This window comes from Pseudomonas sp. B21-031 (assembly GCF_024748985.1).
Classification (GTDB): domain Bacteria; phylum Pseudomonadota; class Gammaproteobacteria; order Pseudomonadales; family Pseudomonadaceae; genus Aquipseudomonas; species Aquipseudomonas kermanshahensis.
Genome location: NZ_CP087181.1, coordinates 2,347,798 through 2,364,636, shown reverse-complemented (window position 1 = coordinate 2,364,636; position 16,839 = coordinate 2,347,798). Strand labels below are relative to the sequence as shown.

General features: G+C 62.9%; 14 protein-coding genes. 9 read left to right on the top strand and 5 right to left on the bottom strand.

Translation table 11 applies throughout. The features are described 5' to 3' along the window. Positions 1–13: 13 nt before the first annotated feature. A complete protein-coding gene (gene iacA, locus LOY53_RS10525; RefSeq protein WP_085274412.1) occupies positions 14–1,183 on the bottom strand; it encodes an indole-3-acetate monooxygenase in 1,170 nt (389 codons plus the stop codon). Between the two features lie 486 nt (positions 1,184–1,669). Between iacA and LOY53_RS10520 the strand changes: the two genes are divergently transcribed. The 7 genes from LOY53_RS10520 (at position 1,670) to LOY53_RS10490 (ending at position 9,838) form a co-directional block, all read left to right on the top strand. Next, entirely contained in the window at positions 1,670–2,620 is a 951-nt protein-coding gene (locus LOY53_RS10520; protein WP_252823664.1) for a LysR family transcriptional regulator, read from the top strand. A 340-nt stretch (positions 2,621–2,960) separates the two neighbouring features. Then, entirely contained in the window at positions 2,961–4,235 is a 1,275-nt protein-coding gene (locus LOY53_RS10515; protein WP_258703981.1) for an aromatic ring-hydroxylating dioxygenase subunit alpha, read from the top strand. Between the two features lie 14 nt (positions 4,236–4,249). Beyond that, positions 4,250–4,726, top strand: coding sequence for an aromatic-ring-hydroxylating dioxygenase subunit beta (locus LOY53_RS10510; protein ID WP_027593647.1), 477 nt, complete (start codon positions 4,250–4,252; stop codon positions 4,724–4,726). Between the two features lie 10 nt (positions 4,727–4,736). Further along, complete coding sequence (locus tag LOY53_RS10505; protein WP_258703980.1) at positions 4,737–5,696, top strand: PDR/VanB family oxidoreductase; 960 nt, start codon at positions 4,737–4,739, stop codon at positions 5,694–5,696. Between the two features lie 114 nt (positions 5,697–5,810). Further along, positions 5,811–7,055, top strand: coding sequence for an OprD family porin (locus tag LOY53_RS10500; RefSeq protein ID WP_258703979.1), 1,245 nt, complete (start codon positions 5,811–5,813; stop codon positions 7,053–7,055). Positions 7,056–7,077: 22 nt separating this feature from the next. Continuing rightward, complete coding sequence (locus LOY53_RS10495; RefSeq protein ID WP_258703978.1) at positions 7,078–8,385, top strand: MFS transporter; 1,308 nt, start codon at positions 7,078–7,080, stop codon at positions 8,383–8,385. Between the two features lie 94 nt (positions 8,386–8,479). After that, positions 8,480–9,838, top strand: coding sequence for an MFS transporter (locus LOY53_RS10490; RefSeq protein WP_099453742.1), 1,359 nt, complete (start codon positions 8,480–8,482; stop codon positions 9,836–9,838). A gap of 621 nt (positions 9,839–10,459) precedes the next feature. Here LOY53_RS10490 and catA read toward each other — a convergent pair. Genes catA through LOY53_RS10475 form a run of 3 tightly spaced genes read right to left on the bottom strand, consistent with a single transcriptional unit; the run spans position 10,460 to position 12,883 of the window. Then, entirely contained in the window at positions 10,460–11,395 is a 936-nt protein-coding gene (gene catA / locus LOY53_RS10485) for a catechol 1,2-dioxygenase (RefSeq protein WP_099453741.1), read from the bottom strand. A 43-nt stretch (positions 11,396–11,438) separates the two neighbouring features. Continuing rightward, complete coding sequence (gene catC / locus LOY53_RS10480) at positions 11,439–11,729, bottom strand: muconolactone Delta-isomerase (protein ID WP_099453740.1); 291 nt, start codon at positions 11,727–11,729, stop codon at positions 11,439–11,441. A gap of 32 nt (positions 11,730–11,761) precedes the next feature. Further along, on the bottom strand, positions 11,762–12,883 hold the full coding sequence (locus tag LOY53_RS10475) for a muconate cycloisomerase family protein (protein WP_252823656.1): 1,122 nt from the start codon (positions 12,881–12,883) through the stop codon (positions 11,762–11,764). 135 nt (positions 12,884–13,018) lie between these two features. Here LOY53_RS10475 and LOY53_RS10470 point away from each other — a divergent pair, with 135 nt between their 5' ends. Together LOY53_RS10470 and LOY53_RS10465 are read left to right on the top strand one after the other, a co-directional pair. Beyond that, on the top strand, positions 13,019–13,891 hold the full coding sequence (locus tag LOY53_RS10470; RefSeq protein ID WP_252823654.1) for a LysR family transcriptional regulator: 873 nt from the start codon (positions 13,019–13,021) through the stop codon (positions 13,889–13,891). Between the two features lie 187 nt (positions 13,892–14,078). Beyond that, positions 14,079–15,410, top strand: a complete 1,332-nt coding sequence (locus LOY53_RS10465; protein ID WP_252823652.1) for a D-serine ammonia-lyase — start codon at positions 14,079–14,081, stop codon at positions 15,408–15,410. Here LOY53_RS10465 and LOY53_RS10460 read toward each other — a convergent pair. After that, a complete protein-coding gene (locus tag LOY53_RS10460) occupies positions 15,407–16,804 on the bottom strand; it encodes an amino acid permease (RefSeq protein WP_252823650.1) in 1,398 nt (465 codons plus the stop codon). The two genes, LOY53_RS10465 and LOY53_RS10460, sit on opposite strands and share 4 nt — an antisense overlap. Between the last annotated feature and the right edge of the window lie 35 nt (positions 16,805–16,839).

Sequence of the window (16,839 nt, the reverse complement as noted above, 5' to 3'; positions counted from 1 at the left end):
AAATTCCCGAAAGTTACAGGTAGCCCGGAAGGGGCTGTTTACCGAAGAACATCGCACCGGCGTTCTGGTACGTGACGTCGCCCATGAAGGCGTGCTGGGTCACCACCTGCGCATCGTTGACGCAGCGGGCCAGCGGGCTTTCGTTGTAGATGCCGGTCATGCCCGAGAGCATCTGCGCACTGCGCGCCACTTCAGCGGCCACGCGGGCGGCATGGGTGGAGGACAGGCGCAACAGGTTGGTGACGTCGACCGGTACTGGGTCGCCCGCCAGTACGTGCTCCCAGGCACGTTCGATGGACTCGTAGAAGAACGCGCGCGCCGAGCGCAGCGCCGCCTCGGCCTTGGCCACATCGACCTGGGCCAGCGGCCGGTCGGCCAGTGCCGGGGCGCCGGTCACCGAGATGCGCCCACTGGCCATGCCTGACAGTTCGTCCAATGCAGCTCGGGCGATGCCCAGCCCGACCACCGAGAGCACCTGGGTGGCGAACGACAGCGATGGGTAACGGAAGAACGGCTCGTCCAGGTTGGGCTTGCCGCCGCGCACGAAGGTCCACTGCTCGCCCACCACCACGTCCTCGACCACCAGGTCGTGGCTGCCGGTGCCGAGCAGGCCGACGGTGTCCCAGGTTTCTTCGATGCGCGCCTGCTGGCGCGGCATCACGGCCAGGCGCGGCAGGTCGAGCTTGTCGCCATTGCGCGGGGCAATCCCGACACCCACGATGTCCGCGCCCATGGACCCGCTGGAGTACTTCCAGCGGCCGTTGACCTTGAAGCCTCCAGGCACGATCTCGGCCGGTTGTGGCGGGAAGATGCCTCCGGCAAACACCGTGTCGGGGCTGTTGCCGTAGATCTCGGCGATGGTCTCCAGCGGCAGCGCCGCCAGGTACACGGGGCTCATGCCGAAGCTGGCCACCCAGCCGGCGGAGCCGTCTGCATGGGAGATGCGTTCGATCATTTCACAGAAGGCCCCCGGCGAGCACTCAAGCCCACCAAAGCGCTTAGGCACCAAGGCGCGGTACACGCCATGGGCCTTGAACGCGTCAATCACATCGCGGGATATGTAGCGCTGGCGGTCGAACTCACCGAGGCGAGCACGATCACGAACACCGTCAAGCAAGGCCTCGAAAGCAGGGCCAGAGGCGAGCGCCGACACAGGCGCGGCACGCAGGCAAAGCGAATCCATGGACATTCTCCGTCTCAGGCGCGTTTTTTGTACTGATGCTTGTGGGGGGCGTTGGCTGGGCTCGTGGAAGGCAAGCACTGGCCATACAGAGGGGCAAAGGCAGGTTCGGGCGGCATGGTCTGTCTCTCTTGTTTTAGGTGCCGGTGACAAATATTTGCGGTGATTTACGTGAATTGTCAATTGAATTTTCACGCTAAAAAAGGAGAAAAATTTGCCTATCACTAACGGATAAACCCTCTAAAAATGGGCTATCTACATGATTTAAATGGATTTATCCGACCTCATAAACCGGTTTCAACACGCCTATAAAAACTAACGACCAACGCCGATATCACGAAAAATTTTTAGCGCCTTTTTCACATGATTTCGGACAGAAAAAAACGCGTGTACGATGGCCTGGCATGGAGCGCGACAATGCCGGCCACCCACGCCGAGCACACAAAAAAAACAAGCCAACGCCCCATCAGGATGATTGGGGACACGCCAATGCCTGCCGTGATTACCCCCGAGGTCGAGGTCATGCCCACCCGCCATATCGATCTGCAGGACCACCGCCTGCGCTACCTGCACCTGAGCCATGACAAGGGCTCCATGCGCGCCGCTGCCGAAGCCCTCGGCGTCGCCACCTCATCGGTCAGCCGGCAGATCGCCCGGCTGGAAGAAGAACTGGGCATCGAGCTGGTGCGCCCCGGCACCCACCGCATCAGCCTGACTGCTGCGGGCGAGGCTGCCGTGGACTACTACATCGAACGCCTTCGCCAACACGCGCTGCTGGTCGACCGGCTGGACGAATTGCGAAGCCGCCAGCAAGCCTCGACGGTGATCGCCATCGGCGAAGGCCTGCTGGGTGCGCGGGCGATCAATTCGTTGCAGGGCTTTTTGCACGCGCACAATGCGCATAAGGCCGAGATCATCAGCGCCCCGTCATTGGAGGTGCAGCGCATGGTGATGAACGACGAGGCGCACCTCGGCGTGGTCTTTGCGCCTAACGCTTCGGCGCGCCTGACGCGCCTGTTCAGCCTGGCGCAGCCCTTGCGGATGATTGTTCACCGTGACAGCCGGATGGCCGAGCGCTCCACGGTCAGCCTGGCCGAAGTGGCCCGCGAATCACTGGTGCTGCCCGGCGCCAACTTCCGCGTGCGGGAGCTGGCGGATGCCGCCTGCAAGGACCAGCCGTTCGCGATCGTGCCCACCCTCACCTCCAACTCACTGGCGGTGATTCTGGACTTCGTTCGGTCGGGGCTGGGCGCCACCTTGCTGGCCGAACTGCCGATCATCGACGAGCTCAAGAACGGCACCTTCAAGGCCCTGGCCATCGATTGCGAGGCGATGAACGCGACCGATATCCAGATTGTCACGCGCCGTGGGCGAACCTTGGATGGCATGAGCCGAGAATTGGCGACGGAGATGGCCAAGGCGGTGCGGATGGCGTTGTGATCTTGGTGCTTGTCTTGGGAGATGCAGCGCCTATGAGATCGCGCGCCGCCCGCGCGGCGCTTCGCAGCACAAGGCTGCTCCTACATCTGTTTCGGGCCAATTATTCCTGTGACATGGGCGCGCGGTCCCTTTGCGCCCGTCTCACCTGTAGGAGCAGCCTTGTGCTGCGAAGCGCCGCGCGGGCGGCGCTCGATGTCCGCCCCCACAAAAAAACAACGCCATACGCAATGCCACCCCCCATTGCAAAAAACGCAACAACATTGATCCTCCCTGTCATTGAGCCCCACCCCCCTGCCCTTTAGCGTTGCTCCCATAAGAAAACGCCCCATAGGTGACCCCCGTGAGCAACCTGATCCCCGCCGTCAACCTGACGGTCGACCCGGCCAAGCTGGTCCAGCCCGACCGTGTCCACACCTCCCTCTACACCGACCCCACTCTGTTCGACGCCGAACTGCAGAAGATCTTCCACAGCACCTGGATCTGGGTCGCCCACGAGAGCGAAGTCCCCGAGCCCGGCAGCTACAAGACCACCTTCATCGGCAAGCAGCCGGTGATCGTCGTGCGTGACCGCAAAAAGGCCATCAACGTGCTGCTCAACCGCTGCCGCCACCGGGGCGCCACGGTCTGCGAGCACAAGAAGGGCAAGACCAACAGCTTCGTCTGCCCCTACCACGGCTGGGGCTACGCCCTCGACGGCTCGCTGCGCGGCATTCCCCACCCGGAAAGCTACGGCGACTGCCTGGACAAGGCCGAGCTGCCACTGGTCAGCCTGCGCGTCGAGAGCTACGCCGGCATGGTCTTCGCCACCTTCAAGGACGACATCGAACCGCTCGAAGACTTCCTCGGCGCCGCGAAGAAGTGGATGGACCTGTTCATGAAGCAAGGCGCCGGCTACGGCATCAAGGTCCCCGGCGAGCACCGCTTCCGCTTCCCCGGCAACTGGAAGATCCAGCTGGAAAACACCACCGACGCCTACCATTTCCCGTTGGTGCACAAAAGCTTCCTGTCCTCGGTCGACGAGCAGACCCTGGAGCTGTTCGACTTCGTCAAAGGCCCCGGCTACGTCGAAGACCTCGGCAACGGTCACAGCGTGATGGTGATGATCCCCGAGCTGGTCGACCTGGAAGCCGACCTCGACAAGCCGATCCCCGAGCGCTTCGAGTCCCTCGCCGCCGAACTGCGCGACGAAGGCATCGACGAGCAGCAAGTGCACCGCATCGTCCGCGCCGTCGGTGGCTCGGGCTTCAACCTCAACCTGTTCCCCAACGTCGCCTGCTCGATGGCGTTTTTCCGCGTGCTGCAGCCGATCTCGGTGACCGAGACCGAAATCCACCACTCGGTGATCACCATGGACGGCGGCCCAGCCGCAGCCAACCGCTACCGCCTGCGCCTGCACGAGCACTTCCAGGGCCCGATGGGCTTCGGTACCCCGGACGATTCCGAGGCCTGGGAGCGGGTACAGAAAGGCGCCCGTGCCGGTGAAGACCTGTGGATCATGCTCAACCGCGGCCTGCCGGGCGAGAAGCCCAGCGCAGACGGGCTGGTGTCCGACGTGAGTGCCGAAACCGGTATGCGTGCGGCGTACCAGCAGTGGAAAAAGATGATGTCGGCGTGAGCGTGGAGAACCCTATGAACCTGCAATTGCTGCAAGAAGTCACCGCCTTCATCTGGCAGGAAGGCGACATGCTCGACCACGGCGAGTACGACACCTGGCTTGGCCAATGGACCGAAAAAGGCACGTACATCATCCCCATCGACCCGCGCGAGAGTGACTACGAAAACACCCTCAACTACGCCTACGACGACCACCACATGCGTGGCCTGCGCGTGCAGCGGTTGATCGGCGGCGAGTCGATTTCCACCAGCCCGCAGCCGCGCACCGTGCGCACGATTTCGCGCTTCCGGGTGCTGGGCGACGACGGCGTCAACGTCACCGTGCGTTGCGCACAGAACGTGCGCGAGTTCCGCAAGGAAAGCCTCAAGCATTACAGCGCCGACCTGACCTACACCCTGGTGCGGGCGCAAGGCAGCTTCAAGATCCACCGCAAGGTGATCAGCCTGATCAACAGTGACGATACCCTCGCCGGTATCGGCTACATCCTCTAGGGCCACGACCATGAGCGAACAACTGCTCGATGTGATCGTGCAAGCCCGCGAAGTGCAAGGCGGCGACGTGGTCGTACTGGAGCTGGCCGCGGTCGACGGCCAGGCCCTGCCGCGCTTTGCGGCAGGCGCCCACGTCGACCTGCACCTGGCGCCCGACCTGGTGCGGCAGTACTCGCTGTGCGGCGACCCCGCGCACGCCAATGTCTACCGCCTGGGCGTGCTCAAGGACAGCCAGTCCCGTGGCGGCTCGGTGGCGGTGCACGAGCAGCTGCAGCCCGGCACGCCAATGCGCATCAGCGCGCCGCGCAACCTGTTCCCACTGGCCAGCGACGCCACGCGCTCAATCTTGCTGGGCGGTGGCATCGGCATCACCCCGATGATCGCCATGGCCCATGCCCTGCATGCCCAAGGTAAGCCGTTCGAGCTGCATTACCGCGGCCGCTCACGCAGCCGCTGCGCGTTCGTCGACGAACTGCTCGGCGCACCGTTCGCCGCCAGCGTGTTCACTCACTTCAGCGATGAAGGCCCTGAGCAGCACCTGGACCTGGCCCAGGTGCTGGGCCCCGCCATGCCTGGCGTGCACCTGTACACCTGCGGCCCAGCGGGCTTCATGGATTGGGTGATCGCGGGGGCGCGCCAGCAAGGCTACGACGACCCACACATCCACCACGAATACTTCCAGGCCGAGGTCGACACCTCGGGCGGCAGTTTCGAAGTGGTCGCCGCACGCAGCGGCAAGACCGTGCAGGTGCAGGAAGGCCAGCCCCTGACCGCCGCCCTGCGCAGTATCGGGATCAAGGTCGAGGTGTCCTGCGAGCAAGGTGTGTGCGGCACCTGCCTGTGCGACGTGCTCGAAGGCGAACCCGACCACCGTGACCACTACCTGACCGAAGAGGAGAAACACACCAACGAGCAGATCGTACTGTGCTGTTCCCGGGCGCGCGGCAAGCGCCTGGTGCTGGATATCTGAGAAACAAAAACAAAAACAATACGTGACAGACAAGCGGGCGCAAGACCTGCAGCCCTTCTGCCCAGTTGCTCGACTGCCCAGGACTTGTACTGATCACACTTCCAGGATTACCCCATGGAACTCAAATGGCCGTTGCGTGCGAAACCGTTTTGCTTGTGTGTGGGCGCCGTATTACCCCTGACGTGCTTGGCCGATGTGGTGGATGACAGCCACCTCTCGCTCAATTTCAGAAACCTCTACCTGAACCGTAACTTCACCAACCCCAGCGCGCCGGTGTCCAAGGTCGGCAACTGGTCGCAGGGCTTCGACCTGCAGTTCGAGTCCGGTTACACCGATACCCCCGTGGCAGTCGGTCTCGACCTCAACGGCCAGTATGCCGTGCGCCTGGACTCCACCGGCAACGATGGCTCGCTGCCCTTCAGCAAGCACCGCCAGCAGGCCGCCGACGACTACAGCCGCGGCGGTGCCACCCTGAAGCTCAAGTACGCCAACACCAAGGTACTGATCGGCGATCAGAAACCTTTTTACCCCGTCGCCTCCAACGACCCCAGCCGGCAGCTCGACACGATTTACCAGGGCGCGGTGATCGAATCACGCGACATCGACAACCTGACCCTCGTTGGCGGGCGCTTCTGGTCCATCGTCACCCGCGAGTCGTCCAACCATGAACGCCTCTACCGCTACGGCACCCGCGACGACCTGGACAGTGATGGCCTGGACTTCGCTGGCGCCACCTACGCCCTGACCCCAGACCTGCAAGCCAGTTACTTCCATGGTGTGCTCAACGACATCTACAAGCAGGACTACGGTGGCATCAAGCACGCCCTGAAGTTCGCCGACGGCTACCAGTTGAAAACCGACGTGGGGTACTTCAACAACCGTGAAGACGGCGCCGCACGCAGCGGCGCCGTGGACAACCGCGCCTACTTCGGCCTGGTCACCCTGGAAAAAAGCGGGCACATGTTGGGCCTGAGCTACCAGCGCATGACCGGCGATACCGTGTTCCCCACATTGAACGGCTACGTGCCGCAGCTGTGGCTGCCGAACTGGGCGGGCCTGCCGTTCATTCGCCCGGATGAACGCAGCTGGTCGGTGCGTTATGGCTACAACTTCGCCGCCATGGGCCTGCCCGGGCTGAAGCTGTTCACCCGCTACATCAAAGGCACCGACATCGACCGCGGCCCGGGCCTTGCAAGGGACCAGGAAAGCGAGCGCGACATCATGCTCAGCTACGTGATACAGAGCGGCCCGCTCAAAGACCTGGCCTTCGACCTGAAGAACATGCGTACCCAACAGCAGTACGGCAACGACTACAACGAGTATCGCCTGATCACTTCCTACACCTGGAAGTTCTGGTGACCGGCCCGCATGGAGATGGCTCATGAGTAACCTGAACACCAGCATCACCCGCGATACCGACCCGCGCACCATGCGCCGTATTGTCATCGCCTCAGTCCTGGGCAATGCCCTGGAATGGTATGACTTCTTCCTCTACGGCACGGCCGCAGCACTGATTTTCGCCCCGCTGTTCTTCCCCGCCGGCACCGACCCGGTGCTTGGCACCATGGCCTCGTTTGCCGGCTTCGCCGTGGGCTTTCTGGCGCGCCCGCTGGGTGGCCTGATCTTTGGCCATATCGGCGACAAGGCCGGGCGCAAGAAGGCCTTGGTGATGACCCTAGCGATCATGGGCGCGGCAACCTTCGCCATGGGCCTGCTGCCAACCTTCGAACAGGTCGGCTACCTGGCCCCCGCTTGCCTGGTGATCCTGCGCGTGCTGCAAGGCGTTGCCTCGGGCGGCGAATGGGGCGGTGGCGTGCTACTGCTGAGCGAGAACGCACCCAAGGACCGCGTCGGCTTCTATGCGGCCTGGAGCCAGCTGGGTGTTTCCGGCGGGTTCGTACTGTCTGCCGCCGCGTTCTACCTGGTGCAGATGCTGCCCGTCGAAGACATGATGAGCTGGGGCTGGCGGGTGCCGTTTTTGGCCAGCATCCTGATCTTTGGCGTCGGGGTGTACATCCGCCGTCGCCTGCCAGAGAGCAAAGCCTTCGTCGAGGAACAGGCCCAGCAGGACAAGCCCGAGCACATGCCGGCCATGGAAGTGCTGCGCAACCACCCCAAGGCCGTGCTGCAGGCCATGGGGATCCGCATCGCCGAAAACGGCAGCGCCTACCTGTTCCTCGCCTTCACCATCGCCTACGCCAAGTTCACCGGCCTGGATACGCAAATGGTGCTGGCCAGCGTGATGGTGGCGATGATCGTCGAAGCCGGCACCATCGTGTTCTGGGGTTGGCTGTCGGACATCATTGGCCGGCGGGTGGTGTATGCCATCGGCTCGGTCGGTTTGATGGTGCTGGCGTTCCCGTTCTTCTGGATGCTCGATACCCACTCACCGGTGTGGGTGTACCTGGCAGCGTTGCTGGGCATGGCCTTCTGTCACGGCGCGATGATCGGCACCCAGCCGGCGCTGATGGGTGAGCTGTTCCCGGCCAAGGTGCGCTATTCGGGGCTGGCCATGGGGCACGAGATTGCCTCGATCTTCTCCGGCGGCCTGGCGCCACTGGCGGCGACGGCACTGTTCAGCATTTACAAGGATGCCTGGCCAGTGTCGGTGATGCTCGTGGTGATGGGCGCGATCACCACCCTGGCGGTGATTTCCATCAAGCCACAAGCCTCTGCAGACAATAACTGACCGCGTGTTCAGCCCCTTCGCAGGAGCGGCCTTGGGCTGCGCAGGGGCCATCAGGCTGTCCCAATCAGGGCTGTCCCCTCAGGAACTTGCAAGCATGAATACCCTGACCGAAGCGCAACACCTCAAGCACACCCAAAAACGTTACCTGTACGAATGGTATGTGGTCATCCTGTGCATGGTGGCCTACATCTTCTCGTTCGTTGACCGGCAGATTCTGGCCCTGATGATCGAGCCGATAAAAGCCGACCTGCAGCTGAGCGACACACAGTTCAGCCTGCTGCATGGTCTGGCGTTTTCGCTGTTCTACGCCTTCATGGGCATGCCCATCGCCTACCTGGCCGACCGCTTTTCGCGGCCACGCATCATCGCGGTCGGGGTGATTTTCTGGAGCTTCGCCACCGCCGCCTGCGGCCTGAGCAAGAACTTCACGCAGATGTTCCTTGCCCGTATCGGCGTGGGGGTCGGCGAAGCGGCCCTGTCGCCTTCGGCCTACTCGATGTTCAGCGACCTGTTTCCCAAGGAAAAGCTCGGCCGCGCAGTGGGCATCTACTCCATCGGCTCGTTCGTCGGTGGCGGCATTGCCTTTCTGGTCGGCGGCTACGTGATCACCCTGCTCAAGGACGCGCAGACCATCGAGGTAGCCTTCCTTGGCGCCATGAAGGCCTGGCAACTGGCGTTCTTCATCGTCGGCCTGCCTGGGGTGATCGTGGGCCTGCTGATCTGGCTGACCGTGCGCAACCCCGAGCGCAAAGGCGCGCAGCTGGACGCCGACGGTAACGTGCGCAAGGTGAAACTCACCGACGGCCTGCGCTTCATCGGCCGTCACCGGGCCACGTTCAGCTGCCACTACCTGGGCTTCTCGTTCTACGCCATGGCGCTGTTCTGCATGATGAGCTGGACACCGGCGCTGTACATCCGCAAGTTCGGCATGAGCCCCGAGCAAGCCGGCTTCATGCTCGGCACCATCCTGCTGCTGGCCAACACCACAGGCGTGGTGTTCGGCGGTTGGCTGACCGACCACCTGGCCAAGCGCGGCCGCAGCGATGCGGCCATGCGCACCGGGGTCATCGGCGCGTTGGGCATGATCGTGCCGGCCGTGCTGTATTCGCAGGTGGATCAGCTGTGGCTGTCGGTGACCCTGCTGGTACCGGCCATGTTCTTCGCCTCGTTCCCCATGCCGGCGTCAACTGCGGCCATGCAGATCCTCTCGCCGAACCAGGTGCGTGCGCAGGTATCGGCGGTGTTCCTGTTGATCAGTAACCTACTGGGCCTGGGCTTGGGCACCACGCTGGTGGCGCTGATCACCGACCGCTACTTCGGTGTACCGGCTGCGGTCGGTTCTTCGATGTCGATCGTCAGCTTCGTCGCGTCGTTGCTGGCCATCGTGTTGCTGGCCAAAGGCTGCAAGTGCTTCCGACACAGCATGCAGCGTGAGCACCCCGTCGCGGCCTGAAGCGTTGGCCAGCATGACCCGATTGTAGTCGGAGGCACTGGGTGCCAGGCTTGGCATTTTCAGCGCCTATCAGATCGAGCGCCGCGCGGGCGGCGCTCGATATCCGCCCCACCTCCAAGCCCAAGGTAAGCACCTGGCCGCCTTCACCCTGTCTGCCGACAAGTACATAGCAGCCCACTCCCCCAATATTCCGTGTAAACGCAAAAAAGCCCAGACCCTCCCCGCACGGAAAGGCCCAGGCATAAAATGTTGAATCCTGTGGAGGCTGGCGTGTGTAGGAGCAGCCTTGCGCTGCGAAGAGGCCGGTGACAGCAGCGCAGATTTACTGTGTTTTCACCGGCCTCTTCGCAGCACAAGGCTGCTCCTACAAGGGTTGAGCGTCAGCCGAGCGCCACTTCCAAACTCAAGACAACACTTTCTTTTCCCACACCACATGTGGAACACAAAAAAGCCCAGACCCTCCCCGCACGGAAAGGCCCAGGCATAAACGGTGAATCCTGTGGAGGCTGGCGTGTGTAGGAGCAGCCTTGCGCTGCGAAGAGGCCGGTGAAAACACAGTAGATCTGCGCTGCTGTCACCGGCCTCTTCGCAGCGCAAGGCTGCTCCTACAAGGGTTGAGCTTTAGCCGTCTTGCAACGCACGCGGGCGATGGCTGCGGGTTTCGGCCTCAGGCGCCTGCGCAGCCTGCAATGTGAAGTCGAAGGCCAACTCGGCGAAACGCTCCCCTTGCACGCCCCGATCATGCGCCGCCGCCGCATCCTCGACAAAGCGCAGGTCACCGATCAGCCCATCACGGGTGGCATAGGCAAAGTCATCCCACAGGTATTGGTCACCGGCGAAGTTGATCTGCGTGGTCAGGTGGCGATGCCCCGGCGCGGAGATGAAGAAGTGCACGTGCGCCGGGCGCTGGCCGTGGCGGCCAAGCAAGTCCAGGCACTCCTGAGTTGGCCCCTGCGGGTCGCAACCATAACCGGACGGCACGATGGAGCGGGCGCGGTAGCGGCCCTCTGCGTCAGTGATGATGCGTCGGCGCAGGTTGTACTCGGACTGGGTCGAGTCGAAGTACGAATAGGTACCCTGGGTGTTGGCGTGCCAGAGGTCGACGGTAGCGCCTGCCAGCGGCTTGCCGTCGGCGCCGAATACCTGGCCTTGAAGGAACATCACTACGCCGGGGTCGGTGCCATCGTCCATGCGTGCTTCACCTTGGCTAAGCGGCGCGCCTGCAACGTATAGCGGGCCTTCAATGGTGCGCGGGGTACCGCCGGTCAGGCCCGCTTCGGCATCCTTGGCGTCTTGCAGCAGGTCGATGAAGTGCTCGATCCCCAGGCCCGCTGCCAGCAGGCCCGCCTCGTTACGGCCGCCCAGGCGGTTGAGGTAGTCGACGGCATGCCAAAACTCGTCCTCGCTCACTTCCAGGTCTTCGATCAGGCGGGCAGTGTCCTGCAGCACGCGCAGGATGATCTGCTTGAAACGCGGGTTACCCTCGGCGTGCCCAAGGCCTGCGACTTCTTCGAAAAACGACTGGATCTCGGCAGTGTGGGAAATTTTCACGGTCATTTTGCTTACCTCATCTTGTTCTTGTCAGGTAGTCAGGGACGAATCAGCGATCGTCACTGTGGATCGACGACGGGTGGCGGCACAAGCCGTCTACCTCGATCTCCATGTATGGGAACAGCGGCAGTTGCATCAGGGTGTCGTGCAGGGCCTCAACGCTTGCCACATCGAACACGCTGTAGTTGGCGTAGTGCCCGGCAATGCGCCACAAGTGGCGCCAGGTACCTTCGTGTTGCAGGCGCTGGGCCAGTTCCTTTTCATCGGCCTTGAGCTTGGCGGCCTTGGCCGGGTCCATGTCGACCGGCAGTTTCACGGTCATCTTCACGTGGAACAGCATGCGGGTTCTCCTTAAGGCGTTGAATGTACAGTTCAGCGGCGGGCAAAGCGCGCCAGGCGCTGCTCGTCCAGGGTCAGGCCAAGGCCTGGCGTGCGTGGAATGTGCAGCTGGAAGTCGTGGTACTGCGGCGGCTCGTTGACGATCTCTTCGGTCAGCAGCAGCGGCCCGAACAGCTCGGTGCCCCAGGTCAGCTGGCGCAAGGTGAGGAACGCGTGGGCCGAAGCCAGGGTGCCGATCGAGCCTTCGAGCATGGTTCCGCCGTACAGGGCGATACCGGCTGCTTCGGCGATCTGCGCCGTGCGCAGCACTGCACGTGGGCCACCGTTCTTGGCGATTTTCAGGGCAAAGATGCTGGCGGCACCGTCGGCGGCCAGGCTGAAGGCGTCCTCGACGCTTTCGATCGATTCGTCGGCCATGATCGGCGCTGGGCTGCGCTGATTGAGGCGCACCTGGCCGCCACGGTTAATCCGCGAAATGGGCTGTTCGATGAGGTCGATACCGTTGTCGCCGAGCACCTGGCAGGCGCGCAGGGCCTGGGACTCGTCCCAGTACTGGTTGACGTCGACCCGCACGCTGGCGCTGTCACCCAGCTCGCGCTTGATCGCCACCACGTGCTTGAGGTCCTGCTCCACCGGGTTGGCGCCGATCTTCAGCTTGAACACACGGTGGCGACGGATTTCCAGCATGTGCTGTGCTTCGGCGATATCACGGGCGGTATCGCCGCTAGCGAGGGTCCAGGCCACTTCCAAGCTGTCGCGTACTCGGCCGCCCAGCAGCTCGCTGACCGGCAGGCCCAGGCGCTTGCCCTGGGCATCGAGCAAGGCGCTTTCGAGCCCCGACTTGGCAAAGGTGTTGCCCTTGGCCAGCTTGTCCAGCTTGAGCATGGCGGCGTTGATGTTATCTGCTGGCAGGCCGATCAGCGCCGGCGCCAGGTGTGCGTCGATATTGGCCTTGATGCCCTCGGGGCTTTCATAGCCGTAGGCCAGGCTACCAATGGTGGTCGCCTCGCCGATACCTTCGACGCCGTCGCTGCAACGCACGCGCAATACCACCAGGGTTTGCTGTTGCATGGTGTGCATGGCCAGCTTGTGCGGGCGAATGGTCGGCAGGTCGACGATAATTGCATCTATGCGTTCAATCAGGGTGTTTGTCATTGTTGCCAGGTCCCGTCAGATCGGACCGCAGATGGCAGACCCGATAGTTGCACTTACTTGATTGATCAAGCATTGCGCGAGACCCTGATACCCGTCCAATATCAAATGAATCTCCCACCATACCCTGGAGGTCTGATGGAACTGCGCCACCTTCGCTACTTCAAGGTGCTGGCCGAAACGCTGAATTTCACCCGTGCCGCCGAGCTGCTGCATATCGCCCAGCCGCCGCTGAGCCGGCAGATCAGCCAGCTCGAGGAGCAGCTCGGCACGCTGCTGGTGCTGCGTGAGCGCCCGCTGCGCCTGACCGAAGCCGGGCGGTTCTTCTATGAACAGACCTGCACCCTGCTCCAGCAACTGGAAAACATCAGCGACAACACCCGCCGCATCGGCCACGGGCAACGCCAGTGGCTGGGCATCGGTTTTGCTCCCTCGACGTTGTACACCGTGCTGCCAGCGCTGATCCGCGAGCTGCGCCAGGACAGCGAACTGGAGCTGGGGTTGAGCGAGATGACCACGCTGCAGCAGGTCGAGGCACTCAAGAGCGGCCGCATCGACATCGCCTTCGGCCGTATTCGTATCGATGACTCGGCCATCCTCCAGCAGGTGCTGTGCGAAGACCCCTTGGTCGCGGTATTGCCCAAGGGCCACCCGTTGGCAGGCACCCCACTGACCCTCGCACAACTGGCCAAGGAGCCGTTCATTCTGTACCCGGCCAACCCCAGGCCCAGCTATGCCGACCATGTGCTGGCCCTGTTCGCCCACCACGGCATGACCCTGAAAATCAGCCAGTGGGCCAACGAACTGCAAACGGCCATCGGCCTGGTGGCCGTCGGGCTCGGCGTGACCCTGGTGCCGGCGTCGGTGCAACAGCAGCACCGCACCGATATCGAGTATGTCAGCTTGCTGGACACCAGCGCCGTCAGCCCGATCATCCTCAGCCGTCGCAAGGGCGATGTGAGCCCGATCGTGCAGCGGTGCCTGGCGTTGATAGCTCAACAGGCGACGTGATGGGCAGCGCTGCCACTTCGAGAACGACCTGTGGGAGCACCCACACCACCGTGATGTACATGAACCGGCCAAGCTTGAGGAACAGCCTGCTTTGCAGCCCTTTCCAACCGGTCCGGCGCCCCGGCAAGGCCACTTCTACAAGAGCCAGCAGCCCCCTGGCAATCCCCACCAGCACAGGAACAACGCAATGATTCACGGCAAATCGCTAAACGCTTGGTACGCCTCCCACCCGCGGGTCGAGGACCTGGTCGCGCTGCGCGAAACCTGCTGGTTCAACCCAGGCATCGTGCCCACCGCGCAAGCCCTGGGCGACGTCGGCCTCACTGCCGCCGACGTCAGCGCAGCCAGTGCCCGGCTGCAGCGGTTTGCCCCGTACCTGGCCGAGGTGTTCCCCGACACCGCCGTGTCTGGCGGCATCATCGAATCGCCGATTCGCCCGCTGCTTGCCCTGCAGCGCACCTTGCTGCAAGAGGCCGGCCTTGCCCAAGGCGGTGTGCTCTGGCTCAAGGCCGACAGCGAGCTGCCGATTTCCGGCTCAATCAAGGCCCGCGGCGGCATCCACGAAGTACTCAAGCATGCCGAAGACCTGGCGCTGGCGGCCGGGCTGATCACCCTGGACAGCGATTACCGGGTATTGGCCAGCGATGACGCCCGGCAATTTTTCAGCCAGTACAAGGTTGCGGTCGGCTCGACCGGCAACCTCGGGCTGTCGATCGGTATCATGAGCGCACGGCTGGGTTTCCAGGCCACGGTGCACATGTCGTCGGATGCGCGGCAGTGGAAAAAGGACAAACTGCGCGCCAACGGCGTAAGCGTGATCGAGTACCCCTCCGACTACAGCGTTGCGGTGGAACAAGGCCGCCAGCAATCAGCAGCGGACCCTACTTGCTACTTCGTCGATGATGAAAACTCGCCTCACCTGTTCCTCGGTTATGCCGTGGCTGCCGAACGCTTGCAGGGCCAGTTCAAGGCGGCCGGCATCAAGGTCGATGCCGAGCACCCGCTGTTCGTCTACCTGCCCTGCGGCGTGGGTGGCGGTCCTGGCGGGGTGGCGTTCGGCTTGAAGTTGCTGTTTGGTGATCACGTGCACTGCGTCTTCGCCGAACCCACCCATTCGCCCTGCATGTTCCTTGGCGTGTACACCGGGCTGCATGACGAAACCAGCGTGCAGGACTTCGGCATCGACAACGTCACCGCAGCCGATGGCCTGGCGGTAGGCCGCCCTTCCGGCTTTGTCGGCAAGGCCATGCAGCGCCTGCTCGACGGCTACTACACGGTCACGGACGAGCGGCTGTACCAATTGCTGGTGCTGGCCCATGACTTGGAGCAGGTACGCCTCGAGCCCTCGGCGCTGGCCGGCATGCCTGGCATGGTGCAGGTACTTCAAGCAACGCAGTACCTGGCGCGCATGGGGCTGACGGCGCAGCGCATGGCCAACGCGACCCACTTGGTGTGGGGCACCGGTGGCAGCATGGTGCCGGATGATGAATATGCCGCCTACCTGGCCAAGGGGCGTTAGGCCTTGCGCCGACGATAAGCCACAAGCAGAAAGACAAACCACAACGGCATCACGCACAGGGCCATCCGCGTATCCGGCTCAAGGGCCAGAAGCACCAGCACGAAGCCGAGGAAGCCCAGCGAGGTGACGGCCATCGGCACGCCACCCGGCAGTTTGAACTTCGACGCCTGGTGCGCGGCCGGGTTGTGCTTGCGGTAGGCGATGTACGCGGCAAGGATCATCGACCAGGTGAAGATCACCAGGATCGCCGAGATGGTCGAAATCAGCGTGAACACCGTCATCACCTCGGGGATGATGAACAACAGGGCCAACCCGGCCAGCATGCACATCGCCGAAAACAGCAAACTGTGCACCGGCACGCTGAGGGCCGAAAGCCTGGCAAAGATGGCGGGTGCATTGCGACGCTCAGCCAGGCCGAACAGCATTCGACAGCCGGAATAGACGCCGCTGTTGGCAGAGGATGCCGCCGACGTCAGCACCACGAAGTTGAGCATGCCAGCAGCGGCGGGAAAGCCGGCCAACAGGAACAGCTCGACGAAGGGGCTGCGGTTGGCCGGCACTTCTGCCCACGAGACCACGCTAATGATGCACACCAGCGCCAGGATGTAGAACAGCAGGATGCGCAAAGGAATGGTGTTGATGGCCTTGGGCAGCGAACGGTGCGGGTTCTTTGCCTCGGCGGCGGTGGTACCGATCAGCTCGGTGCCAGCGAAGGAAAACACGGCAATCTGGAAGCCTGCGAAAAACCCACTGATGCCATGGGGCAGCACCGCGCCGGGCGCCACCACGTTGGACAGCGAGGCCACCACGCCATTGGGTGACACATAGGCGGTGGCGATCATCACCGCTGCGGTGATGATCAGCGTGACGATGGCCACGATCTTGATGATCCCGAACCAGAACTCCACTTCGCCGAAGATCCGCACCGCCAGCATGTTCAGCCCAAGCAGCACGAACAGTGTGAAGAACGCCGGTATCCAGGCAGGCACATCCGCATACCAGTACTGGAAGAACCCCGCCACGACCACCACGTCGCCGACCACCGCCACGCTCCAGCTCAGCCAGTAGGACCAGCTCAGCACGAAGCCGGCGCGCGGGCCCAGGTAGTGGGCGACGATGTCGGCGAACGATTTGAAACGCAGGTCAGAAAGCAGCAGTTCGCCCATGGCACGCATGACGAAGAACACGAAAAAACCGAGGATCGCGTAGACCAGCAGAATAGAGGTACCGGACAGCGCGATGACCTTGCCCGAGCCCATGAACAAGCCGGTGCCGATGGCGCCACCAATGGAGATCAGCTGGATATGGCGATTTTCCAGCGTGCGTTTGAGGTGCCCATCTTGGGCTGAGTCTGTAGGTTTGCTTTGATCAAGGCTTGCGGACATGTCTTGCATGAGCGACCTCTTTTTATTGTGGGTATCAGGGCTTT